Raw genomic sequence first — 25,192 nt, 5'->3', positions numbered from 1 at the left:
AAACTAAACGCATGTAGGTAGGAAATAGCCATTTCCATACTCTTTAATAAGTTTATGGATTAATTTTTTTTCGTTGGCAGCAAGCTTTACATCTTTAATAAAGCACCATCTTCTTTCATAAATTTTGAAAGCTTCGTCTTCTGGAATTGTTTGCCCTTGATAGTCCCACAAAATTTTATTTAACGCAGGATATCTATTTACTTGGATATTTTGCATTTATTGTCTCGTTAAAATAAAAATCGCATTTAAATAAATTGACGGTGACCATTTAATAGATATGCAGGTTCTCATAATACCCTGTATTTAAAAGTATATAACTGAATATATATGAACACAACTTAATTATGTTAAAATTACAGAATTAAAATAACATTTTAGGGTAAATAAATGAGAGCATTTGCAAAAAATAGCAATAAATATTTAAGCCGTCGCGCCGCTTCAAAGCATAAAGCACGTTTATCAGCAAAATAATAAGACCCTATCGGGCTTTTTTTAATTCAACTCCATAAAAAAGACTATAATTATAAGATGTCTTCATAATAAAGATAACTGTCTCCATTTTTTGTGGAAGCAAGCATTAGCAATTATTCCCGCTTTTGCTTAGATTAGTATCCTTTACTTTAATGTTTTTTCACTGGATACCTATTTTATAGATTTATTAACACTAGTGATTATATACATGAAATTTATTCATCTTTTTTAGTAGATTTAGATTTAATGTCATTAATATAAAGTTTAGGATTATCTAATATTTTTTGTAAATCTTTTAGTTGTATATCTTTTAGTAGCTCATTACTTCGCTGTTTTTGTTTATTTTTACATTGCTTAATACCAAATAAAACAATAGATAATATCATTAAAACTATCTTAAATTTATTCATTTCTATTTAGCTTCTCAATTATCGCCAATCTCACAAACTCAGAACGGTTTTTACTGGCTAGATGACTTCTATCATGTTTAATAAAGTCGTCTATTTCATCAACTATTGATTGTTCAATCGATACAATTAATCTTATGTTTGGTACACCATGAAAATAGCAATTTATCTTTTTCTTTTCTAACGTGTCTTTAAATCATCAAAGTTACTGTACCATCCTCTTTTTTATGGACTGACAAAATTATAATTTTAATCAGTCCAGATGTAATTATATTAATAAAAAGTATTATTTGTAAAAACACCCCATGCAATCAAAGTTATTATATTTTTCTAACATGCCAGAAAATTCTTCAAGCCAAGTCAGCAGGAGGTGGTAAATTTCTGCAATTTTTAGGCTTCCAAACCGCTCACCCTGCTTTTTATGCAAAACCACGAATTGAAATAATTTTTTGACTATCACTGAGCAGGTGATTGTTATTATTAAATGGGTAACCTAAATAGCTATTGTTGAGTAATTCAATCTAATTTTTGTTTTCGAACTATAGCGTAAAAGGTATTATTACAAAAATTACAAACTGCTTTAAGTTGCTGAAATAGTCTTCAAGGCTTTTTATTGCTGGATTTGATGTGCTTTGTTGGATTTAAAAGAATGTTACTGTTTATTGATTTGGTGCCGTGGGCGGGACTTGAACCCGCATGCCCTTAGAGCACTACCCCCTCAAGATAGCGTGTCTACCAATTTCACCACCACGGCGCCGTTTTTATTCTGGAATATCTGATGTCGAATTTTGTTGCACTGGTTGAACAAGTGGTGCTGTTACAGGTGCTGTATTGTCTTCGTTTGATTGTGTTGTTGGTACAACATCATCAATGATGTTAAATTCATTGGTTGAAGTGACGCTAGGTTTGCTACCTAAATTTGATAGTAAGATGCTTATCACAAAAAACAAAATACCCAATAGTGTTGTAGCACGGGTTAAAAAATTCCCACTTCCTGAAGAGCCGAATAAAGTTGCCGATGCGCCTGCACCAAAAGATGAGCCCATATCTGCACCTTTGCCTCGTTGTATTAGAACTAATCCAATGATAACAATTGCAATAATTAAATAGATTATAATTAAAAACTCGTACATTTCAACCTGTCAATTTTATGTGTTATACAACAGAATTTATTGATGCGAAATATTAGCGAAAGACAGAACAACAAGCAAGTAAAATTTAAGATATCATTGATATGTTTTGAACATTTATCCAATTTAATAAGTAAAAACACGCTATTTATAGCTGAAAATTATCTTTTTACATAAAGTATTATTGCTTTATTAAAAAATAAACTCATTGGAACTTTCTTCATTTTATAATTTCACTATTTTTCATAATCGATTGTATGTTTTGGAGGAAAACCAGTATAATGTCGCCATATTTATATAGTTCGCATTGATTTTATGAAATTTATTGTTAAGCTCTTTCCTGAAATCACCATTAAAAGTGATTCTGTCCGTTTACGCTTTATTAAAATATTAACGAGCAATATTCGCAACATTTTAAAGCATCACATCGAAAATGTTGCTGTTATTCGTCATTGGGATTTTATTGAGGTTCGTCCAAAGGTTGAAAATAGCGAGGCTCAGATACTTGAGCTATTAACACGTATTCCAGGTATTCATCACATTCTAGCTGTTGATGAACTTACCTTTGTTGACGTTCACGACATATTCGAAAAAGCATTAAATTATTATGCACCATTAATTGAAAATAAAACCTTTTGTGTGCGAGTTAAACGCCGCGGAAAACATGACTTTACTTCAATTGATGTTGAACGCTATGTTGGCGGTGGGCTTAATCAACATGTTGTGTCGGCTAAAGTGAAATTAACTAACCCTGATATCACCATTAACCTTGAAATTGACAAAGACAAATTACTACTAGTCAAAGGGCGACATGCTGGGATTGGTGGTTTTCCAACAGGCACACAGGAAGATGTTTTATCGCTCATATCAGGTGGTTTTGATTCTGGCGTATCAAGTTACATGTTAATGCGTCGCGGTAGTCGGGTGCATTATTGCTTTTTTAATCTAGGTGGAAAAACTCACGAAATTGGTGTCAAACAGATGGCTCATTATTTATGGGAGCGATTCGGAAGTTCGCATAAAGTGCGTTTTATAGCCGTTGATTTTTCTGATGTTGTGGGTGAAATACTTGAAAAGATTGATGATGGGCAAATGGGGGTCATTTTAAAAAGAATGATGATCCGCGCCGCATCGAAAATTGCTCAACGTTATAATGTCGAAGCGCTTGTCACAGGCGAAGCATTGGGGCAAGTATCGAGCCAAACACTAACTAATTTACGATTAATTGATAATGTAAGTGATACATTGATTTTACGTCCACTTATCACGCACGATAAAGAAACAATTATCAATCTTGCACGTCAAATAGGCACTGAAGACATTGCTAAAACAATGCCAGAATTTTGTGGTGTTATATCCAAAAGTCCAACGGTTAAAGCTATCAAAGAAAAAATTGAAGCTGAAGAGTTGAATTTTGATTTTGCCATTTTAGATAAAGCCGTTGAGAATGCTGAAAATATCGATATTCGTGAAATAAATAAACAAACTAACACCACAATTACCTTGGTTGAAACGGTTACGATGCTTAATCCAGATGATGTTGTTATCGACATTCGCTCTCCGGAAGAGCAAGAAAATAATCCACTCATATTGAGCGACAATGACATCAAACTTATCCCATTTTATAAGTTAGCAACGAAATTTGGGGATTTGGATCAATCAAAACAATATTTGTTATATTGTGAACGAGGCGTTATGAGTAAATTACAAGCACTTTATTTAATTGACCAAGGTTTTAATAACGTAAAATATTTTGCATATAAAACTTAACAATACTTTACTATATTATTGGTATTTTTTACATATATAATGGGCGTTATATATGGAAATTGTATTGGTTATTAAGGTAAAAAGTATCAAAAATGTATTATATAAAGAGGACTGTAATGAGCAGTAAATTACTTGTAGTTGATGATGATCCTGAAATTGCTTTATTATTGCGCGAACTACTTGAATTAGAGGGATATCAAGTTGAAGTAGCCAACAATGGTATTGAAGCTTTAGAGAAGTTTGACAGCACAATAGATCTCATCTTACTTGATATTATGATGCCTGAAATGAATGGATTTAGTGTATTGTCTCAACTTAGAGGTAAGTTTACTGTTCCTGTTATATTTTTAACGGCTAAAGATAATGAGTATGATAAAGTTATTGGGCTTGAACTAGGTGCTGATGACTACATCTTAAAGCCATTTAATGATAGAGAGCTTATTGCTCGAATTAATGCACTTTTACGCAGAACTCATTGGGATAATATTATTGATGAAGATTTAAGTAAACCGAATCAATATACTATTGATAAACTGAATGTAAATCGAAAGCAACAATCAGTCTATTTTGATAACAAATATATCGGATTAACGGGCATGGAGTTTCAAGTGTTAATTAAACTCCTTGAAAATGCAGGTAAAATAATTTCGCGCGATACATTAAGTGAAACAGTTTTAGGCAAAGAGTTTGTTCCACTTGCTCGATCGATTGATGTTCATGTTTCTAATTTACGAAAAAAACTTCCGCCTAGGAGTGATGGTTTGCCGTGGATTAAAACATTACGTTCTAAAGGTTATTTATTTGTCATTGATCAAAATGATGATTTGTTGCAAGGCTAAGATAATATTTATATGAAGGTCAGTTAAAAATGTGGCTTTTTGATCGCCTAACAATTAGAATTTTTACTATATTTTTACTGACTATAGCGTTTTTTCTCATGTTAATTATGGTGTTACCAAGTCTTGATTCTCGAAATTTGACTTATTTGGCAAATAAAGATAAAGAAAGTGGTAACCTATTAGCTAACCAAATTGAACATGATCTTGTTAAAATACCTAAAGATAGCTTTCGGTGGTGGATGCGTTTCATCGTTGCTATGGATAGTCATCAAAAACCAGGGCAATCTTTATTTATTGTTACACCTAATGAACAAATCATTACAGCTGAAACTAAAAATATTGATTTAATCAAAAATTTCAGTGAAAAATCGCATAATGTTGCCGATCCAGCAAGAAAAATCTATGATTCTCAAGAAATTATAGGACCTTTTTTACTTCATTATGCTAATGCAGAATATCAACTATATATTTTGCAACAAGCCACAGATACACAATCTCAATTTGTTAACTTCATCTTTGATCACCCTTTGCTATTATTAACCTTGACTATGCTTGCAAGTTCTCCATTTTTACTTTGGTTATCTTGGAGTATAGCTAAACCAGCACGACGCTTAAAACAAGTAGCAGATCAAGTAGCAAAAGGAAATTTACAAGAAAGGCCAGAGCTTGAACAAATCGGATCGTCTGAATATAAAGCAACGGGGGCTAGTTTTAACCACATGTTAAGGGAACTAAAGCGAATGCAAGATGTGCAACAGCGCTTGTTTTCTGACATTTCTCACGAATTACGTACGCCTTTAACTCGCCTACAACTTGCGACCTCGTTATTGCGACGCAAACAAGGTGAAAGTAGCGAAGTTGTACGAATTAATAATGAAGCATTAAAACTTGATTCAATGATTGGGGATTTGCTCTTATTGGCAAGACAGCAATATGACAATAACGAAATTAGAGAATTTAATAAAATTAATGTACTATTTAAACAAGTGCTTGATAACGCCAGTTTTGAAGCAGAACAGATAGGGAAAACATTTTCAGTCGCAACGCCACCAAATAGCCAGACCATATTATGCTATCCCACAGCCCTATGTAGCGCGCTTGAAAACGTGATTCGTAATGCATTTCGTTATTCAAATAAAGAAGTTATTATCAATTTTACGGTACAACAACAAAAAATAACCATAACCATCGATGACGATGGCCCTGGTGTTTCAGAAAGTGAACTTGAGCAGATTTTTAGGCCATTTTACCGCACAAGCGAAGCTCGCGACCGCGAATCAGGCGGAACAGGGCTAGGGCTTGCTATTGTCGCTAATGCCATCATCCGCGATCACGGCACTGTCAAAGCAGAAAAAAGTCACCTTGGTGGACTGAGAATTGTGATAATATTACCAATTCATAAATATTAAAAATAGAAGAGAAAAGTTTTGTCCACATCAGCTTTAAACATCGTTTTATTTGAACCCGAAATTCCAGCCAATACTGGTAACATTATTCGTCTATGTGCTAATACAGGCTTTAACTTACATATTATTGAGCCTATGGGATTTTTTTGGGACGACAAAAAGTTAAGACGAGCAGGACTAGATTATCAAGAATTTGTGGATGTAAAACGCTACAAAAACTTTAACTGCTTTATGGACGAAAACCAAATAGACCTACAAACTCAACTTTATGCACTAACCACAAAAGGACAAAAACCACATAGCGAAGTCAATTACAAACCAAATGACTTTTTAATATTTGGTCCCGAAACCCGAGGTTTACCTGCAACCATACTCGACTTATTACCCCAAAACAAAAAAATACGCATTCCCATGCTAGCAACAAGCCGCAGTATGAATTTATCTAACTCGGTAGCGGTTGTGGTATACGAATCGTGGCGCCAATTAAATTACTTAGGTGCAAAATAGAGTATTCACTTTCAAAAAAACTAATTCCATAAAAAGTTGGTCAGGAAAGGCATTGATTTTATTGAAGTTTTTGTTTTGCTATTTTTAAGCTAAATCAATCACTTACACAACCTAAGCAAGGTTCCGGCATACAAAAAATCAACAAAACTACGAATAGCATATTTTAATAACAGCCGTTTAATCACCTAAAAATTGGTCAGAAAAGGTACTGATTTTATTAAAGTTTTTATTTTGTGTTTTTTTTATTTAAAAACTCCGCCAAAACCATTCCCCAAAACACACCACCAAAAGATCAACATTATACACTTAACAAAAATTTACAAATTTTTAACAAAAAAAGTAGCGCATTATAAATCAACCGGTTATAATTTAAGCGCTTTAAAGCAAAGGAAAGCTCGTTAGTGAGCAGTTAGTTATAAAAAAATGTAAATAAAACAAAAATTTACTTGACAGGACGATCGAAATGCATTACCATGTATGGCACATGGCACATGGCACATGGCCTGCCAAACCTATGCCCTAAATCTTTTTCAATTTCACTGTAGTCGAAATCAGGCACAGTTCTTATTTTCATCACCGAAGTTATCGAGTTCATCGAGTTCATCGCGTTTGGCGAGGTTGCCGAATTTATCGCGGTCTTCGGGCTTGGCATTATTGCCGAGGTTATCGTTGTGGTTAAGTTTTTTACTTAGCTTACTTAGTTTTTCTAATTTTTCTATCTTACTTAGGTTAGCTGGTTTATTTAGGTTATCTAAATTACCAAGCTTACCTAGATTCTTGTTATTCTTCTTCGTGCTGCTCTTATTGTCATATACACAGAGTTCTGTGGCATTAACGGCGCATACATCAAGAGTCATTGAAGGTACTCCGCCATATTTAACGTTCGACGGTGGTCGAACAAAGGTAACAGATGCAGACAGTTTGTTGTCTATTAGGTTGCAGGATGGTCGGGTTATCACGCCATCTACTAATCCATCAAGTGCAGCAAATCCGATAAGTTTGCCGTATGTGGGGAGTAATTTAGGCCATATAGCAATGGTCATTCCTTCGTCACAAAGTTCAATTAGTATAAATGATTTGGTTGTTCAGGGTAATTGGGGAGATGATGATGGAGATGGACAGGGTACAAGTGGTGTTACCGCATCGGGGAGTATATCGGTATCGTTTACGGATAAGGATGGCAATACGGTTAATCGTAGTGATGCATTGGATATATGTAATGCTCCTTATAGGGTAAGGTTAGTAAGTACAGAAGGACGTTTAACTACTCAGTATGGAGTGCCAAGGAGTAGTAGTTTTAGTGGAGCTACGGTGGATTATTATATCAAGCCGTATAACACTGTTGCTCGTATTTGTCACGCAAGGCCGAATCTTACTTATGGCATAATCTATCGCGCCGGCCCATCTAACATATGGTCTCCTACAAAAGGTTTTTTAGTTCAGTCAACAAGTCCATCATCTTACAACCGAAACTTTCCGACAATGGGTGCTGATGGGTTGTATTTTGATTTGCACATAGAAGGAGTCGATGCAAGTCAGTTGACGTGGTCTGTTGTCACGAATGGTAGTATAAAAGCAACGGTAAGTTGGAGGCAGCCAAATCAAGGCAAAAACGAAGATGAATGGATTAAAGATAAATCCAGTTATGTCACACGGGTAACGTTAAGCGGTCCTAGGGCGGATAGCACTCAGGTACAGTCAGCTACTCCTAATCCATTGATTGTGCCATCTTTGCCACAGACGTTTGAGTTAGTCGGTAGGGATGGTCGTGGTAATGAGGTGAGGTATGGATTTGTGTTAAAGCAGTGGTTCGTCCATCGGGGTGGTGAATTCGATACTCCGTCTAACCACTCATCTTGGTGTAGTCGTTTGGGTTATCGTATTGCTAGGGTAAGTGATTTAACCAATGCAGTCAGAACAGATTTTCCTAGTATTTCTATTGCCACGCCGTCATCAGGTTATAATGGTTACTCGCGACAAATAGGTGCAGGATTTTTTTCTGAGTGGGGTTGGATGGACAAATACACTAATGCAGGCTTCGCCAACTACTTCTACTGGACGAGTGACTCGGTAGGTAATAATCAGTTCTATGTCAACTCGACCGACGGCTACATCACTTACAACCACATATTCTATAAAAGCAATGGCGTTTGCGTCACACCTTAGCTTTTGATATTTAATCCTTGGGCCGCGGGGGCGGTTATGGTGCTTGAGAGGGCAATCTAACAAAGAATAAAGCCCCCGCGTCAGTTGGGGCATTTTCCCTTCGGGTTGTGCTGTTGCGGCGAAGCCACAATAGCGCCGCCCCCGCCGCCAACGCTGAAAGGTGGTTGGCAGTCCTAGTGATTACACTGTGGCGGTTTAAATGTGTGCTCTATTTATAGTGCAACAAGGTTTCGGACGTTTTGACCTTTAGTGAACAAAATAGCTACAGTGACCACGTCCAAGCAAAGGAAATTAAAGCGAATTCCCTTTGCAATCCCACGCTTTGGCTGCAGAATGTGGCCTGCGGCACTACTCGTATCATCCTGATACTCGCCTCTACGAGGCCATCTTCGCTGTGCTCAGATGTTCAAATTTATTCCAGACAAATTTGTCAGACACACCACAAACACGCCAAACATCCCTGTTTGGCGTGCTAACCTCGCTCTGTTGTCGGCACATTCTGACGCCGGAATAAGACAAATAACATAATCTTAGGTGTTTTGAGTGAATTGTTTTTTGTTAAAAGTAATGTAATTACATCCAAAAAGTGGTCAGGAAAGGTATTGATTTTATTGAAGTTTTTGTTTTGCTATTTTTAAGCTAAATCAATCACTTACACAACCTAAGCAAGGCACTACAACTAACAACTCAACAAAATCCCAATCTTACCACTTAACAAAACTTTACAAATATTTAACAAAAAAGCTAGCGCATTATTAATCAACCGGTTATAATTTAAGCGCTTTAAAAGCAAGGGAAAGCTCGTCAGTCGAGCGGTTAATTATAAAAAATGTAAATAAAACAAAAAATTACTTGACAGGATAATCGAAATGCGTTACCATGTATGGCACATGGCACATGGCACATGGCCTGCCAAACCTATGCCCTAAATCTTTTTCAATTTCACCGTAGTCTAAATCAGACACAGTTCTTATTTTTATCACCGAAGTCATTTCGCGTAGCGAAATCGACGCCGTCATCGCGGTTTTTTCAGGCGATGTTCTCGGCGGGCTCTTCGACAACCTCTTCGGCAAAATTATCGTCGATATCCAAGTGGTTATTAAGACCGCCATTACTATCCAAACCGCCATTATGGTTTAGACCTTCATTGTTATCTAAATCGGCATTGTTCTTTGCGGCATTGTTGTTATTGTCATATACGCAAGGAGTACAGGCGTTAACGGCACATACATCAAGGGTCATAGAGGGGAGTGCGCCGTATTTAACATTCAATAATGGTCGAGAAAAGGTCACAGATACAAATAGTTTGTTGTCTATTAGGTTGCCGGATGGTCGAGTCATCACACCATCAACTAATCCATCAAGTGCTACAAATCCGATAAGATTACCTTATGCAGGAAGTACTTTGATTGATATAGATATGTTGGTGCCATTATCAGTCCGTCAATCCAATGGTGCCTATACAGTGAGTTTAAGTGATGTGGTCACTGTGTATGATAGTTGGCGGGATGATGATGGAGATGGACAGGGTCCAAATGGTGTTACTGCTACAGGGGATATATCTGTATCGTTTACGGACAAAAATGGCGATACCGTCAGTCGTATTGATACATTAAGTAAATGTCGTGCACCTTATAAGATAACATTAAGAAGTACTGGAGGAAGTTTAACTACTCAGTATGGAGTGCCAAGGAGTAGTAGTTTTAGTGGAGCTACGGTGGACTATTATATTAATCCGTATGCTGATACTGGTATTTGTAGCTTTGTCTCGTACGCAAGGCCAAATCTTTCTAGCGAATGGGGTTCTACAAAAGGTTTTGCAACTGTGTCAACGAATCCATCATATTACGCCCATAATTTTCCTACAACGGGTGCTGATGGGTTGTATTTTGACTTAGAGATGCCTGCTGGAGTCGATGCAAGTCAGTTGACGTGGTCTCCGGTCACTCGTGGTGGAATAACGGCTACGGTGACAAATGTAGCAGCTAATGATAGTTGGATTCCTAGTGTTGATAGAGGAAAAATTGTCGCACGAGTTAAGTTAAGTGGTCCTAGGGCTGATAGTACTCAGATAAATTCAGATAATCCTAGTCGGCTTACACGTCCATCTTTGCCACAGAAGTTTGAGTTGGTGGGTAGGGATAGAAGTGGTAATGAGGTTCGTTATGGATTTATGTTATGGAAGTGGTTCGTCAATCGGGGCTATAAATACGCTAGTCAGTCTGAGCAGTCATCTTGGTGTAGAATTTTGGGTTATCGTCTTGCTAGGGTAAGTAATTTAACTAACGCGAAGTGTGGTGTGGGTAATTATTTCCCATGTATAAATGGCGTAGATGGCGCTACGCCTCATTCATTAAGTAATAGTTTCATGCGTCACATAGATGCAGGATTTTTCACGGAGTGGGGCGAAGTGTTCAGCTACGCTGATGCGGGCTTCATCAACCACTACAATGGCTACTGGACGAGTGACGCTCCAGGTAGCTATAGCTTCGTTGTCTCCCCGTGGGGCGGCGACGTTACCCTCCGCAGCGTTTCCGAGGTCGGCCCTGCTGTTTGCATCGCACCTTAGTTTTTAGCGTTTAGTCCTTAATCCTTGGGCCGCGGGGGTGGTTATGGTGCCTGAGAGGACAATCTAACAAAGAATAAAGCCCCCGCGCAAGTTGGGGCACTTCCCTTAGGGTTGCGCAGTTGTGGCAAAGCCACAATAGCGCCGCCCCCGCCGCCGGCGACGCTGAAAGTGTCGATGGCAATTCTAGTGATTACGCTGTGGTGGTTTAAATTCGTGGTCTATTTATAGTACGGCAAGGTTTCGGACGTTTTGACCTTGGGTGAATAAAATAGCTACAGTGACCACGTCCGAGCAAAGGGAATTAAAGCGAATTCCCTTTGCAATCCCACGCTTTGGCTGCAGAATGTGGCCTTCGGCTGCCCTCCGCCGGCGCTCGGTCTTAACGCACCGTTTGTGGACGCGCTCCAAGCGCACCACAAACTCGCCAAACATCCCTGTTTGGCGTGCTAACCTCGCTCTGTTGTCGGCACATTCTGACGCCGGAATAAGACAAATAACATAATCTTAGGTGTTTTGAGTGAATTGTTTTTTGTTAAAAGTAATGTAATTACATCCAAAAAGTGGTTAGGAAAGGTATTGATTTTATTGAAGTTTTTGTTTTTGTATTTTCAAGGAAAATCAATCGCTTAAACAACCTAAGCAAAGCGCCGACATACAACAAATCAACAAAACCACGAATAGCACCCCAATAACAGCAATTTAACCGCTCCAACCCCTTTTTTTAACGACAATTTAAAATTAAATAAAATCAATAAATTATAAAACAGCTCAAAAAAAGAATTTTCAAAGATGAAATTGTTGTTTATCTTTATACAGCAAGATTTATCAAATCTTGAGCTCTACCTTAACGCCGTGTAGGCGGTTTAGAAATTTCCAGTTAAAACGCTCAAACAGAGACCACGCCTTAACGCGTGCAGGCGTTTAATTAAAATAAATTATATAATTATAAAAACATAATATCTTCCAAAAAAGATGGTTGTGTTGTTTGTTTTATTCCGGCGTCAGAATGTGCCGACAACAGAGCGAGGTTAGCACGCCAAACAGGGATGTTTGGCGAGGCTATGCTTCGCTTGGAGCGAATCATAGCCGGTGCGTTAAGACCGAGCGCCGGCGTCGGGCAGCCGAAGGCCACATTCTGCAGCCAAAGCGCGGGATTGCTAAGGGAATTCGCTCTAATTCCCTTAGCTCGGACGTGGTCACAATAGCTATTTTGTCCACCCAAGGTCAAAACGTCCGAAACCACCGCACCTAATTCATTCTATCCACCAACCCAAAAAAAGACCTGATTTTCCGCCAAAAATCGGTCAGAAAAGGTGTTGATTTTATTAAAGTTTTTTGGGCTGTTTTTTAACAAAAAAAACCTTATAAAAACACAATAACCCATCCCAAAAACGATGGTTATGTTGTTTGTCCTATTCCGGCATCAGAATGTGCCGACAACAGAGTGAGGTCGGCACGCCAAACAGGGATGTTTGGCGAGTTCTGCTGCGTCTGGAACGACAAATTTGTCTGGAACAAATTTGAACATCTGAGCACAGCCGAAGATGGCCTCGTAGAGGCGAGTATCAGGATGATACGAGTAGTGCCGCAGGCCACATTCTGCAGCCAAAGCGTGGGTTGTTAGGGAATTCGCTTTAAATTCCCTAACTCGGACGTAGTCACGATAACTATTTTGTTCACCCAAGTCCAAAACGTCCGAAACCACCGCACCCAATCCATCCTATTCACCAAAACAAAAAGGCCTGATTTTCCGCCCAAAAATCGGTCAGGAAAGGTATTGATTTTATTAAAGTTTTTTTGGTGATTTTTAACCAAAAATACCCCAAAACCCAATTAAAAAGCCCGCTTATAACAAGCGGGCTTATACTAATATCTAATTTAATTTTAATTTAAACTACAACAACCTTCAAACTTCCAAATAACTCAAAATACCTTCAGCCGCTTTGCGCCCTTCACTAATCGCCGTTACCACTAAATCCGACCCCCGAACGGCATCGCCACCGGCAAAAATTTTAGCATTACTCGTTTGGTAACCGTTAGCTTCTGGCGCAATGATTCGACCTTGTGCATCAAAATTAACCCCTTGTTCTTCCAACCATGGCATAGCATGTGGCTTAAATCCAAATGCCATTACCACTGCATCGGCAGGGAGGACAAATTCTGAACCTTCAATTATGACTGGCGAACGTCGACCTTTTGCGTCGGGCTCGCCAAGCTCGGTTCGGACCATTTTTACGCCTGTCACTTGCCCAGTGCTGTTAATTTCAATGCTTAGTGGTTGTACATTAAATTGAAACTGTGCGCCTTCTTCTTTGGCGTTTTTTACTTCTCGCTTTGAGCCTGGCATATTGGCTTCGTCTCGGCGATAAGCACAAGTGACTTCGGTAGCGCCTTGGCGAATCGAGGTACGTACACAGTCCATTGCCGTATCACCACCACCAAGCACAACCACACGTTTATTTTTCATGTCAATGTAAGGCGTATCTTGGCTTTGTTGATGTTGCATGAGGTGCTTGGTATTGGCAATTAAAAATGGTAGTGCATCGTAAACACCATTAGCCTCTTCGTTTTCAAGTCCTGCTCGCATTGATTGATAAGTACCTGCACCAACAAATACGGCATCAAATTCATTGATTAAGTCGGCTAATTGCACGGTTTTGCCTACTTCAGTATTTAGTCTGAATTCAATGCCCATTTCGGTAAATATGCGGCGTCGGTTAATGAGTACTTCTTTGTCTAATTTGAAAGCAGGGATACCAAATGTCAGTAATCCGCCAATTTCAGGGTGACGGTCAAACACCACTGGTGTTACACCATTGCGCACTAAGACATCAGCACATGCAAGGCCTGCTGGGCCTGCACCAATAATGGCGACTTTTAGCCCTGTTTGTTCAACATTCGATAGGTTGGGTTTCCACCCCATTTTAAAGGCTTCATCAGTAATATAACGTTCAATATTTCCAATGGTAACCGCACCAAATTCGGCATTTAAGGTGCAAGAGCCTTCACAAAGGCGATCTTGTGGACAGACTCGACCACAAACTTCCGGCAGGCTGTTGGTTTGGTGCGAGAGTTCTACCGCTTCTAGAATTTTACCTTCGTTAACCAGTTTTAACCAATTGGGAATATAGTTATGTACAGGGCAGCGCCATTCACAATAAGGATTACCACAAGCTAGACAACGATCGGCTTGTGCTTGTGATTGCGAGGCAGAAAAGCCCTCATAAATTTCAACAAATTCAATTTTGCGGATGTTTAACGATTTTTTAGGCGGATCAACACGTTGTAAATCGATAAACTGATAAACATTTTGACTCATTTTCGTGTTCTCCTTACTGTGCTTGAACGCGCAGTTCTGCCGATGAGCGACTGCGGTGTCCAAGTAATGCTTTGACATCACTGGATTTTGGTTTGACTAGGGCAAATTGTTTAGCAAAATTGTCCCAATTGGCCAAAATATTTTCGGCTCGTGATGAGTGGGTTAGTTGAGCATGTTCCATAATTAAACCTCGAAGGTGTTCTTCATGAATGGCGTAATTTGCGACGTTTAGCATTTCGACCAGCTCTTTGTTGATGCGTTTGTGTAGTTCGCCATCTTCATCTAAGATATAAGCAAACCCACCTGTCATACCCGCACCGAAGTTGACCCCTGTTTTTCCAAGTATACAAACAATACCGCCTGTCATATATTCACATCCATTATCACCAATGCCTTCAACAACGCTGATGGCACCGGAATTACGTACGGCAAATCGTTCACCTGCTCGGCCGGCGGCAAATAATTTGCCACCTGTTGCGCCATATAAGCAGGTGTTACCCGCGATGGTTGCTTCATGACTTAAAAATGCCGAGCCTTGCGGTGGGCGAATGACAATGCGTCCACCAGCCATGCCTTTACCAACATAGTCGTTGGCATCGCCAGTTAGGGTTAGATCGACACCACCAGCATTCCATACACCAAAACTTTGCCCCGCCGTGCCGTTGAAGTTTAGCGAGATCGGATCGGTGACTAAGCCTTGATCGCCATATTTTTGAGCAATATAGCCTGATAGGCTTGTGCCAACCGAGCGATCGGTGTTTTGAATGTCAAAATAGAAGCTTTTGCTTTGACGGTTATCAACAAATTGTTGTGCTTGTGTGAGGATCTCTTTATTGAGTACCCCTTTATCAAAGGGTTTGTTATCTTCTATGCAGTAAACCGGTTTGCCTTCAAGTGGGGTGGCGGTTTTTAGCAGTCCAGATAGATCTAGTTTTTGTTGTTTCGCAGTGATGCCGTCAAGTTCTAATAATAAATCAGTCCGTCCGATTAAATCGACAATTCGACTTACGCCTAGTTCTGCCATCACTTCCCGTGTATTACGTGCAATAAAGCGGAAGTAGTTCATGGCTTTTTCTGGCAGGCCATGATAGTGCTCGCTACGTAATTTTTCATCTTGTGTTGCAACACCTGTTGCACAGTTATTAAGGTGACAAATACGAAGATATTTACAACCCAATGCGACCATTGGACCAGTTCCAAATCCGAAGCTTTCCGCTCCTAAAATGGCAGCTTTGACAATATCGGTACCAGTTTTTAATCCACCGTCAACTTGTAGACGGATTTTGTGGCGTAACCCATTGGCGACTAAGGATTGTTGTGTTTCAACCAGTCCAAGTTCCCACGGTGAGCCGGCATATTTAACCGACGTTAATGGGCTAGCACCGGTTCCCCCGTCATAGCCAGAAATGGTGATGAGGTCAGCATAAGCTTTAGCAACACCGGTTGCAATGGTTCCAACCCCAGGTTCAGATACTAATTTGACCGAAATCATTGCGTTAGGGTTAATCTGTTTAAGATCAAAAATAAGTTGTGCCAAGTCCTCAATTGAATAGATGTCGTGATGAGGCGGCGGCGAAATCAATGTGACACCCGGTACCGAAAAACGTAATTTTGCTATATACGGTGTGACTTTATCACCAGGTAGCTGACCGCCTTCACCCGGTTTTGCTCCTTGTGCGACTTTAATTTGAATAACATCAGCATTCATTAAGTAACTTGGCGTTACGCCAAAACGGCCTGATGCAACTTGTTTTATGCGTGAAACTTTTATGGTGTTGTAGCGTGCTGGATCTTCACCACCTTCACCTGAATTGGAGAAACCTCCGAGTGTATTCATGGCTTCGGCAAGCGATTCGTGCGCTTCAGGGCTCAGCGCACCAATTGACATGGCGGCTGAGTCAAAGCGTTTGAATAGCGATTCTTCAGGTTCGACTTGTTCCAGTGGAATAGCTGCATCTTTAGGGGGATTGAGCTTTAATAAATCACGTAATGTAGCAATAGGGCGATTATTGACGATATCAGTATAACGTTTGTAATCGTCATAATTGCCATTATTGACCGCTTTTTGTAGTGACTGCACCACATCAGGGTTATAGGCATGATATTCGCCACCATGAACAAATTTAAGTAGTCCACCTTGTTCTAATGGTTTTCTTTTTAACCATGCACTTTTCGATAAGTTAAATTGGTCTTGCGTAAAATCATCAAAATTAGCGCCACTAATACGGCTAGTAACACCTTGGAAACAAAGTTCAACCACATCCTTATGTAATCCAACCGCTTCAAACAGTTTTGAGCAGCGGTAAGAGGCAACGGTTGATATCCCCATTTTAGACATGATTTTGTATAGGCCTTTATTAATCCCATTGCGGTAATTAAGAATTGCTTCGCGATAAGATTTATTTATTGTGCCATTATCGACCATTTGACCTAAGGTTTCATAGGCTAAGTAAGGGTAAATTGCTGTTGCTCCAAAACCAAGCAGTACTGCAAATTGATGTGGGTCACGACAACTTGCGGTTTCAACAATGATATTGGCATCACAACGTAAATTCTTTTCAACTAAACGCTGTTGTACAGCACCCACCGCCATTGGTGCCGGAATTGGTAAGCGATCGGCCGCGATGTTTTTATCTGATAAAATCAGTAATACTGTACCATTACGAACTTTTGCCTCGGCATCACCACATAATTGTTCAATGGCATCACGTAAGCTGCCATCAATGTCATAGGTGATGTCTAATGTTTCTGATTTGTAGTAACGCGATTCTAACGCGGTTAATTGTTGTAAATCAGAATAAACTAAAACTGGATATTTAAATGCCACACGATGCGCTTGACCTTCTGCTTCGGCAAATACATTCATTTCTCGACCGATGCTGGTTGAAAGTGACATAACATGCGCTTCACGTAGTGGATCGATAGGCGGATTTGTGACCTGTGCAAATTTTTGGCGGAAATAATCATAAATTAAACGAGGTCTACTTGATAATACGGCAAACGGCGTATCATCACCCATTGAGCCCGTGGCTTCTTGCCCATTTTCACCGAGTACACGAATGCATTGGTCAAGTTCTTCAGCGCTATAACCAAACTGTTTTTGATAAGTGGCAAGTAACGTGTCGTCGTAATTGCGTGAACCAATGTTATCATCAGGTAGGTTTTCAAATGGTATTAGCTGTTTAACATTTTTTGCCATCCATTCTTTATAAGGATGACGTTTTTGTAAATCGTTGTCTGTTTCAGACGATTGTAGTATGCGACCTTCTTCGGTATCAATAACTAATAATTCACCCGGACCAACACGACCTTTAGTGACGACTTCGTCAGGTTGGTAGTCCCAAATACCAATTTCAGAGGCGCAGGTAATAAGTTTGTCTGTCGTTATTACATAACGTGCAGGACGTAATCCATTACGGTCTAAATTACATGCCGCATAACGTCCATCAGACATGACAATACCCGCAGGTCCATCCCAAGGCTCCATATGCATTGAGTTGAAATCGAAAAAGGCACGTAGGTCTTCGTTCATGTCAGGGTTATTTTGCCAAGCAGGGGGAACAAGCAGGCGCATAGCTCGTACAATATCCATTCCACCAACAAGGAATAGCTCTAGCATGTTATCTAATGAACTCGAATCAGAACCAGTGACATTAACAAACGGTGCGGCATCTTGTAAGTCTGGAATGAGTGGCGTTTTAAATTTGTATGAGCGCGCTTTTGCCCATTGTCGGTTACCTTCGATGGTATTGATTTCACCATTATGCGCCAGATGGCGAAAAGGTTGCGCTAATGGCCAACGTGGCACGGTATTAGTTGAGAATCGTTGATGGAATAAACAAATAGCCGTTTCCATGCGGATATCAGCCAAATCTAAATAGAACCGAGGTAAATCTTTAGGCATACATAAGCCTTTATAGATATTGACCTGATTGGAGAAGCTGCAAACGTAAAATGTATCGTCTTTCACCCGTTTTTCAATTCGACGACGCACCATATATAAACGACGCTCTAAATCGATTTTTGTCCAACCGGCAGGGGCGTTGACAAACACTTGTTCTATTTTTGGTAGTGATGATAATGCTATTTCGCCCAGTACGCTTTTATCAATCGGTACTTCACGCCAACCTAGAATAGATAAGGTTTCTTCAGCGAGTTCTTGTTCAACAATCTCGCGGCTTGCTTGTGCTTCTTTTTCGTCTTGGCTTAAAAACAGCATACCAACGGCGTAATTGGTCGCTAATCGCCAACCTGCATCTTGTGCTACTAATCTAAAAAAACGGTCAGGTTTTTGTAATAAAAGACCGCAACCATCGCCTGTTTTTCCATCAGATAAAATGGCGCCACGGTGTTGCATTCTGGCTAAACCGTGAATTGCTGTACGCACCACTTTATGACTTGGTTGCCCTTCAATGTGAGCAATTAGCCCAAATCCGCAGTTATCTTTTTCATGATGCTGGTTATATAACATATCATTGCCTCTAGTTCATCGCTTTTATAATTTGAAAAAGTATAGGCATTAATCCCATATTGGCTATGAAATTAAAGAAAAATCGTATTTTGGTCAAATAAATATTACTTATAAGTCAATCTTTTAATAACTGTTATTGGCGTTATTAATAAAGCTAATAATGGTAATTATTGCTATGATTTTTAATGGTTTTATAAGTCAATACTAGATTTTGGTAATTTTGGTGGATATGTGGGATATAAGTTCTTTTTCTTTTTTGTTAAAAAGTTTCATAAAAAATTGTCTTTTAGTATAAAACATATCGCAAAATTCAATGGCTATTAGTGGTGGTTGTATACTGTTATAATTTATTATCTGTAAATTTTTAATATCTCAATTATGCAAACGAAAATTACAATTGTAGGCGCTGGCGCTGCAGGGCTTTTTTGTGCCGGCTTGCTGGGGCAAAAGGGCTATGATGTTACTGTGATTGATAATGGTAAAAAAGTAGGACGCAAAATTTTAATGTCTGGCGGGGGGAAATGTAATTTTACTAACTTGAATATTGAGGCTAAGCATTATTTGTCCCAAAATCCGCATTTTTGTAAATCGGCATTAAAACGTTATACGCAGTGGGATTTTATTCATTTGGTTAATCAATATCATATCGCTTATCACGAAAAAGAGCATGGGCAGCTGTTTTGTGACGATTCAGCTCAACAGATTGTGAATATGTTAGTTAAAGAGTGTCAAAAAGGTGGCGTGAGTTTTATGTTGCAAACGCAACTTAATGATATTGAATCTGATACTGAGAAATTTAAATTACATACTTCAAAAGGTGTAATTGAGAGTGATAAAGTTATTATTGCAACAGGTGGATTATCTATGCCTGCGTTGGGTATGACGTCGGTAGGATATAAAATTGCCGAAAAATTTGATCTGCCAGTTGTTGCTGTAAAGGCTGGCTTAGTGCCTTTTACACTGCATAAACCTTTGTTAGATGTGCTGTCAACGCTGTCTGGTATTTCGGTGCCGGTTGAAGTGTCGAACTCAAAAATTTGTTTTAAAGATAATCTGTTATTTACTCATCGGGGATTATCAGGTCCTGCCATTTTGCAAATTTCAAGCTATTGGCAAACTGGTGAAGCAATTAAGATTAATTTGTTACCTGATAGGCAATTCGAAACGGAATTTAAACCATTACTTGAAGCAAATCGCAATCAAAATATAAAAAATTGTTTAGCGCAGATTTTACCTAAAAGACTCATTGAAGCATTAATACAATTAAATTTAGTGTCTGATTTAACGGTGAAGCAACTTACTTCTAAACAGCAACAAAATCTTTATGATACTTTGACGCAATGGTCCATTGTCCCTAATGGTACGGAAGGGTATCGTACTGCCGAGGTAACATTAGGTGGGGTAGGTACTGATGCGTTATCATCAAAAACTATGGAGACAAAAAAACAGCCTAATCTTTATTTTATTGGCGAAGTCGTTGATGTGTCAGGTTGGCTAGGAGGGTATAATTTTCAATGGGCTTGGAGTAGTGCTTTCGCTTGTGCTCAAGCGTTTGATTGATTGTTTTGGGGGTGATTAGATTAATCACTAATTACCCCCATTTGAATACGATATTTTTTGACTTTATATTGTAAAGTTGTGCGTGAAATATTTAATATTTTTGCAGCTGTGATAATTTTACCATTGGCTTGATTTAAGGCATCAATGATAAGTTGTCGTTCATAGTTTTCTACTTGTTGGGTTAAGTTGTTTCCATTTGGTGATGTGTTTTGTGTTGTTTTGTCTGGTTTACTGCTGTTCTCGTCCTGATAAAATGAACTATTGAGATCAAATAGCTCTTCATCAAGTGTGATATGCTGTAATTCACCAGGTTTGCTTTGTAATACCATACTTCTGACTATTGCATTTTCAAGCATCCGGACATTGCCAGGCCAAGGAGCTGATATTAGTTGTTGTAGCGCATGTTCGCTGATACCGCTGATGATGATATTTATATCGTTTTTATGCTTATCAATAAAATAACGCGCTAAAACGGGGATGTCTTCTGTTCTGTCGCGTAAAGCTGGGAGCTTTATTAAACCAACGTTTAATCGATAAAACAGGTCGTTTCTCATTTTTCCTGTTTTTAGTAATTCTGCTGGTGATTCGTTCATCGCTGCAACAATACGAACATCAGAATACATTTCTTTATTACCACCTAGTGGCCAATAGGTCTTTTCTTGTAGGAATCGTAATAATTTGCTTTGCATATCTAAAGGCATGGCATTTAATTCATCAAGAAATAAGGTACCACCATTGGCAAGTTCTAAATAACCTTGTCGAGTTTCTGCTCCTGTGAATGCACCTTTGACTGTACCGAATAATGTGCTTTCAATTAGTGTCGTCGGTAATGCGCTACAATTAAGGGATATGAAGGGTTTTTGTCGGCGTTGGCTTGTTTGGTGTATTAAACGGGCAAATAGCTCTTTACCTGTGCCTGTTTCGCCAACAATTAATACAGGAACATCATTTGCACCTAACACATTGGTTTGATCGATAACCTGTTGCATTTTTTGTGAAACAAAAACGATTTCGGGTAATGGCTGTTCTTTGTTTTGGTATAACTTGCTATTTAGGGTAAAAACTTGGTCTTGCAATTGCCTTACAGTAGATAAATTTCGTCCTATTTCTATTGCACCGATAATTTCTTTATTTGTGTTATAAAGTGGCACTGTTGTGTGCATGTAGTCAACAAGCTTGCCGACATGATTGTAATAGCTTTGGTAATTATCTTGATATTCTTTGCCTTGTTGTAGAGCTTGCAGCATGGTGCTGTCTTCTTTTCTCATCTTTGGATAAACTTTGAGTATTGGTTTGCCAATAGCTTGTTCCATCGGATAACCATCTAGTTCTGCACTTTCTTGATTATAATAAATATATTTTCCTTCCTTATTGATAATGGCTATTGGTTGATGGATTAGATCAAAAAAATGTTTAAATATATCTAGCGATTGTAATAATTCAGGATCGATTGTCATGATATTAGTGCCTTTTAATTTTGAATTATTTTTTAAGTCTTGCTTAGGTTAATTTAAATCCTTTTCAACTCTCACTGGAATGACGAATTTTTGTCATAAAGATATATTTTACACTATATGACTAATTTTGTTTGTGGTGATTATTTTTTAACTTTATGATTATTATTTATTTTTTATTTGGCATACTGATTGCATTACAGGTAAGAAGCCATTTTTCTTATTCATTATGTTCTTTTTATGTATTAATTAACTGGAGGTCATATGTCTGACTCAATTATGTCAAATTATAACAAAATACGTACAGATCTTGTAACTAAAGATCGTCGTTTTAGTGCTGAAAGTGGCAAACTATGTTTTGATGGTATTAATTTAGAAAAGTTAGCCGAAAAATATCCAACTCCTTTTTATGTGTTTTCTGAAAAGGAAATTGATCGTAATGTGCAAGAAATCAAAAATGCATTTAAAGCGCATCCAAATACAAAAATTTTCTATGCGTCAAAAACCTGTTCTGTAATGGGCGTGCTTAAAGCGATTAAAGATGCCGGTATTTACGCAGAAGCCAACTCAATGTTTGAAGTGCGTAAATGTTTAGAGATCGGTTTTCCAGGTAGCCAAATTGTTTTCAATGGTGTTGTTAAAAAACCTGTGGATTTAGAATTTGCTATCCAAAATGATCTTTATATTATCAACGTAGATAGTTTATATGAACTTGATATTATTGATGACATATCAAGACGTTTGAAAAAAGTAGCAAATGTTTGTGTGCGTGTTGAGCCAAATGTTCCATCAGCAACTCACGCAGAATTGGTAACGGCTTATCATGCTAAATCAGGTATTGATTTAGAACAAGCAGAAGAGACATGTCGTCGTATTTTGGCAATGCCATATGTGCATTTACGTGGTTTACATATGCATGTTGGTGATCAGGTGCCTGAAGCAGAACCTTTTGCTAAAGCAACGAAGGTTTTAGTTGATGAATCACGTCGCTTAGAAGAAGTGCTTGGTATTAAATTTGATTTAATCAATGTAGGTGGGGGGATTCCTGTTCCATATAAATATGATGAAGAAAATGGTAATCCATTAGAAGATAACATGTATGCAGGTATTACCGCACAAGATTTTGCTGATGCTGTTATTAATGAAGTGCACAAGTGGCGCACTGATGTTGAAATCTGTATTGAGCCTGGTCGTAAAGTAACTGGCTCTGCTGGTGTGCTTGTAACTGAAGTAGCCTGCGAAAAACGTAAAACTAATTACGATTTGGACGGTAATATTGAAGAACATGTTGAATGGAAATTTGTTGATGCAGGCTATAGCGTTTTATCTGATAGTCAACATTTTGATTGGTTCTTCTATGTTTATAATGCCTCTAAAATCAATGAAACACATGATGAATACATCAAATTAGCAGGTCCTTTATGTGATGGTGGTGACTATTTCCACGTTGGTGTTAAAGGCGAAGAATTCTTAATGCCAAAAGACACTCAAATTGGCGATATTGTTGCTTTCCTTGATGCTGGTGCTTATACCATCGAAAGCCAAACTGTTTATAACAATCGTCCTCGTACTTCTGTTGTAATGATAGATAAAGAAGGTAAAGATCGATTGATTCGCCGCGAGGACACTTACGAAGATATGGTTGGGTACGACATCTATTAATCATCAATATCTGGGGCATTTTATGCCCCAGATATTATAAAGTGAGGTTATTATGAGTGATTCTAAAGATTCAAGTTTGCTGGGTATTAAAGACATTGTATTTATGAATGTCATTGCAATACTGAGTTTACGACAAATTCCAAATGTTGCTCCATATGGCGCATCAGCAATGGTACTTTGGTTACTTGCCGCATTTTGTTTATTCTTTCCATTAGCGATGGTGTGTGGTGAACTTTCAACCGGTTGGCCAAAAGATGGTGGGATTTTTGTTTGGGTAAAAGAAGCATTTGGTAAACGTATTGGTTGGATTGTTGTTGTTTGCTTTTTGTTTTCTTGTGTGCTTTTCTTCCCATTAATGTTGCAATTTGGTTTTACTGCAATAGGGTATATGTTTAGTGCTGATTTAGCCCAAAACCAAGTATTTATTGGTGTTGGTTCTATGGTTGTCTTTTGGATTTTGACACTAATGAATATTAGGGGAATGCAATGGACTAAAATTATCAATAGTGTTAGTGCATGGCTTGGTGTATTTATTCCTGCTGCTATTCTTATTGTTTTAGCTATTGTATGGTTGTTAATGGGTCATCCAATGGCAACGAGCTATAGCCATGTTAGTGATTGGATTCCTGATTTAAGCAGTTGGGATACTATCGTATTTTTATCAAGTATGATGTTTGCGTTCGCAGGTCTCGAAGTGGCGCCAATGATTGCTGGACGGACACGTGATCCTCAGCGTGATTTTCCAAAAGCGATGTTGGTTTCAGCTGTTGTAATTGTTGGTATTTATATGGTGGGTTCATGGGCAATTAATACGTTGTTACCTGCAGAAGATACTGATATTGTTGCTGGTGTTATGCAGGCGATGGAAGCTGCTGCCAATGAATTACATATGCCTTGGTTATTACCTGTTATGGCAATTTGTTTATTCTTTGGTGCATTAGGACAAATTAACTCGTGGTTAGTAGGCCCTATTTATATGTTACAAGAAGCATCAAAAGAAGATAATTTGCTTGGTGAACGTATAGGTCGTTTACACCCAGTATATAAAACACCTGCTTTTGCTTTAATTATTCAAGCAATTATTGTGACTGTGCTTTGTTTTTCAACATTTGTGTCACCAAGTATTGCAGCGGCATATTGGATGTTAACAGCACTTACAACAATTTGTTATTTTATTCCGTATTTAGTGATGTTTATTGCGTATTATCGTTTACGCTTTACTCAATCTGATGTACCGCGTAGCTTTAAAATCCCAGGTAAGGTTATGCCGATTGTTTTACCTGCATTAGGGTTTTTATCAACGCTATTTGCTGTAATTTTGGTCTTTATTCCACCAGCCCAAATTGATATGGGAGGGTATGTTGAGTATATCGCCAAAATAGTAGGTGGTGCTGTGCTTGCTATTGGTTTAGCTGAGTGGATTTACTATCGAGCACAAAAACGTAACCGTTCGCAATAGTA

At 38.5% G+C, this 25,192-nt stretch carries 15 protein-coding genes and 1 tRNA gene; 9 read left to right on the top strand and 7 right to left on the bottom strand.

Features of this window, described 5'->3' with window-relative positions:
- Positions 1-3: 3 nt before the first annotated feature.
- From ACYH9I_RS02160 to secG, 4 genes are all read right to left on the bottom strand, one after another.
- Positions 4-216, bottom strand: a complete 213-nt coding sequence (locus tag ACYH9I_RS02160; protein ID WP_160402071.1) for a hypothetical protein — start codon at positions 214-216, stop codon at positions 4-6.
- Positions 217-686: 470 nt separating this feature from the next.
- Positions 687-881 (bottom strand): hypothetical protein, encoded by a 195-nt coding sequence (locus tag ACYH9I_RS02155; RefSeq protein ID WP_483558552.1) that lies wholly within the window; start codon positions 879-881, stop codon positions 687-689.
- A gap of 665 nt (positions 882-1,546) precedes the next feature.
- Positions 1,547-1,632, bottom strand: a tRNA-Leu gene (locus ACYH9I_RS02150).
- Positions 1,633-1,639: 7 nt separating this feature from the next.
- Positions 1,640-2,011, bottom strand: a complete 372-nt coding sequence (gene secG / locus ACYH9I_RS02145; RefSeq protein WP_483558550.1) for a preprotein translocase subunit SecG — start codon at positions 2,009-2,011, stop codon at positions 1,640-1,642.
- Positions 2,012-2,323: 312 nt separating this feature from the next.
- Here secG and thiI point away from each other — a divergent pair, with 312 nt between their 5' ends.
- The 6 genes from thiI to ACYH9I_RS02115 all read left to right on the top strand — a co-directional run bounded on the left by thiI (position 2,324) and on the right by ACYH9I_RS02115 (position 11,265).
- A complete protein-coding gene (gene thiI, locus ACYH9I_RS02140; protein WP_483558548.1) occupies positions 2,324-3,778 on the top strand; it encodes a tRNA uracil 4-sulfurtransferase ThiI in 1,455 nt (484 codons plus the stop codon).
- 116 nt (positions 3,779-3,894) lie between these two features.
- On the top strand, positions 3,895-4,617 hold the full coding sequence (locus ACYH9I_RS02135; RefSeq protein WP_483558547.1) for a response regulator: 723 nt from the start codon (positions 3,895-3,897) through the stop codon (positions 4,615-4,617).
- 29 nt (positions 4,618-4,646) lie between these two features.
- Positions 4,647-6,026 carry an envelope stress sensor histidine kinase CpxA gene (gene cpxA / locus ACYH9I_RS02130; protein WP_483558546.1) on the top strand — a complete coding sequence of 460 codons (1,380 nt, stop codon included), beginning with the start codon at positions 4,647-4,649 and terminating at the stop codon, positions 6,024-6,026.
- Between the two features lie 18 nt (positions 6,027-6,044).
- Entirely contained in the window at positions 6,045-6,530 is a 486-nt protein-coding gene (gene trmL / locus ACYH9I_RS02125) for a tRNA (uridine(34)/cytosine(34)/5-carboxymethylaminomethyluridine(34)-2'-O)-methyltransferase TrmL (protein ID WP_483558544.1), read from the top strand.
- 477 nt (positions 6,531-7,007) lie between these two features.
- Positions 7,008-8,696, top strand: coding sequence for a hypothetical protein (locus ACYH9I_RS02120; protein ID WP_483558542.1), 1,689 nt, complete (start codon positions 7,008-7,010; stop codon positions 8,694-8,696).
- A gap of 883 nt (positions 8,697-9,579) precedes the next feature.
- The gene (locus ACYH9I_RS02115; protein ID WP_483558541.1) at positions 9,580-11,265 is read left to right on the top strand and encodes a hypothetical protein; all 1,686 of its coding nucleotides are present in this window, start codon (positions 9,580-9,582) and stop codon (positions 11,263-11,265) included.
- A 1,906-nt stretch (positions 11,266-13,171) separates the two neighbouring features.
- Here the strand turns inward: ACYH9I_RS02115 and ACYH9I_RS02110 are convergent.
- Positions 13,172-14,584 carry an FAD-dependent oxidoreductase gene (locus ACYH9I_RS02110; RefSeq protein ID WP_483558539.1) on the bottom strand — a complete coding sequence of 471 codons (1,413 nt, stop codon included), beginning with the start codon at positions 14,582-14,584 and terminating at the stop codon, positions 13,172-13,174.
- Positions 14,585-14,597: 13 nt separating this feature from the next.
- Complete coding sequence (gene gltB / locus ACYH9I_RS02105; RefSeq protein ID WP_483558537.1) at positions 14,598-19,055, bottom strand: glutamate synthase large subunit; 4,458 nt, start codon at positions 19,053-19,055, stop codon at positions 14,598-14,600.
- Between the two features lie 378 nt (positions 19,056-19,433).
- On the opposite strand from gltB, the gene ACYH9I_RS02100 reads away from it, so the two are divergent.
- Complete coding sequence (locus ACYH9I_RS02100) at positions 19,434-20,615, top strand: BaiN/RdsA family NAD(P)/FAD-dependent oxidoreductase (RefSeq protein WP_483558536.1); 1,182 nt, start codon at positions 19,434-19,436, stop codon at positions 20,613-20,615.
- A 20-nt stretch (positions 20,616-20,635) separates the two neighbouring features.
- On the opposite strand, the gene ACYH9I_RS02095 is transcribed toward ACYH9I_RS02100, so the two are convergent.
- Complete coding sequence (locus ACYH9I_RS02095) at positions 20,636-22,075, bottom strand: sigma-54 interaction domain-containing protein (RefSeq protein ID WP_483558719.1); 1,440 nt, start codon at positions 22,073-22,075, stop codon at positions 20,636-20,638.
- 258 nt (positions 22,076-22,333) lie between these two features.
- On the opposite strand from ACYH9I_RS02095, the gene dokD reads away from it, so the two are divergent.
- Together dokD and ACYH9I_RS02085 are read left to right on the top strand one after the other, a co-directional pair.
- Positions 22,334-23,731 carry an ornithine/lysine decarboxylase DokD gene (dokD, locus tag ACYH9I_RS02090; RefSeq protein WP_483558534.1) on the top strand — a complete coding sequence of 466 codons (1,398 nt, stop codon included), beginning with the start codon at positions 22,334-22,336 and terminating at the stop codon, positions 23,729-23,731.
- 52 nt (positions 23,732-23,783) lie between these two features.
- Complete coding sequence (locus tag ACYH9I_RS02085) at positions 23,784-25,190, top strand: APC family permease (protein ID WP_483558532.1); 1,407 nt, start codon at positions 23,784-23,786, stop codon at positions 25,188-25,190.
- Positions 25,191-25,192 lie beyond the last annotated feature (2 nt).

It is taken from the genome of Gilliamella sp. X-23 (genome assembly GCF_057063545.1).
The sequence above is the reverse complement of the archived record's forward strand: the minus strand, read 5'-3'. Positions and strand labels throughout refer to the sequence as shown.

Coding starts and splice junctions, on each gene's coding strand:
- dokD (WP_483558534.1), top strand. CDS start 22,334: ATGTCTGACTCAATTATGTCAAATTATAACAAAATACGTACAGATCTT.
- ACYH9I_RS02100 (WP_483558536.1), top strand. CDS start 19,434: ATGCAAACGAAAATTACAATTGTAGGCGCTGGCGCTGCAGGGCTTTTT.
- ACYH9I_RS02155 (WP_483558552.1), bottom strand. CDS start 881: ATGAATAAATTTAAGATAGTTTTAATGATATTATCTATTGTTTTATTT.
- ACYH9I_RS02110 (WP_483558539.1), bottom strand. CDS start 14,584: ATGAGTCAAAATGTTTATCAGTTTATCGATTTACAACGTGTTGATCCG.
- thiI (WP_483558548.1), top strand. CDS start 2,324: ATGAAATTTATTGTTAAGCTCTTTCCTGAAATCACCATTAAAAGTGAT.
- ACYH9I_RS02120 (WP_483558542.1), top strand. CDS start 7,008: ATGGCACATGGCACATGGCACATGGCCTGCCAAACCTATGCCCTAAAT.
- ACYH9I_RS02115 (WP_483558541.1), top strand. CDS start 9,580: ATGGCACATGGCACATGGCACATGGCCTGCCAAACCTATGCCCTAAAT.
- ACYH9I_RS02135 (WP_483558547.1), top strand. CDS start 3,895: ATGAGCAGTAAATTACTTGTAGTTGATGATGATCCTGAAATTGCTTTA.
- gltB (WP_483558537.1), bottom strand. CDS start 19,055: ATGTTATATAACCAGCATCATGAAAAAGATAACTGCGGATTTGGGCTA.
- ACYH9I_RS02160 (WP_160402071.1), bottom strand. CDS start 216: ATGCAAAATATCCAAGTAAATAGATATCCTGCGTTAAATAAAATTTTG.
- cpxA (WP_483558546.1), top strand. CDS start 4,647: ATGTGGCTTTTTGATCGCCTAACAATTAGAATTTTTACTATATTTTTA.
- ACYH9I_RS02085 (WP_483558532.1), top strand. CDS start 23,784: ATGAGTGATTCTAAAGATTCAAGTTTGCTGGGTATTAAAGACATTGTA.
- secG (WP_483558550.1), bottom strand. CDS start 2,011: ATGTACGAGTTTTTAATTATAATCTATTTAATTATTGCAATTGTTATC.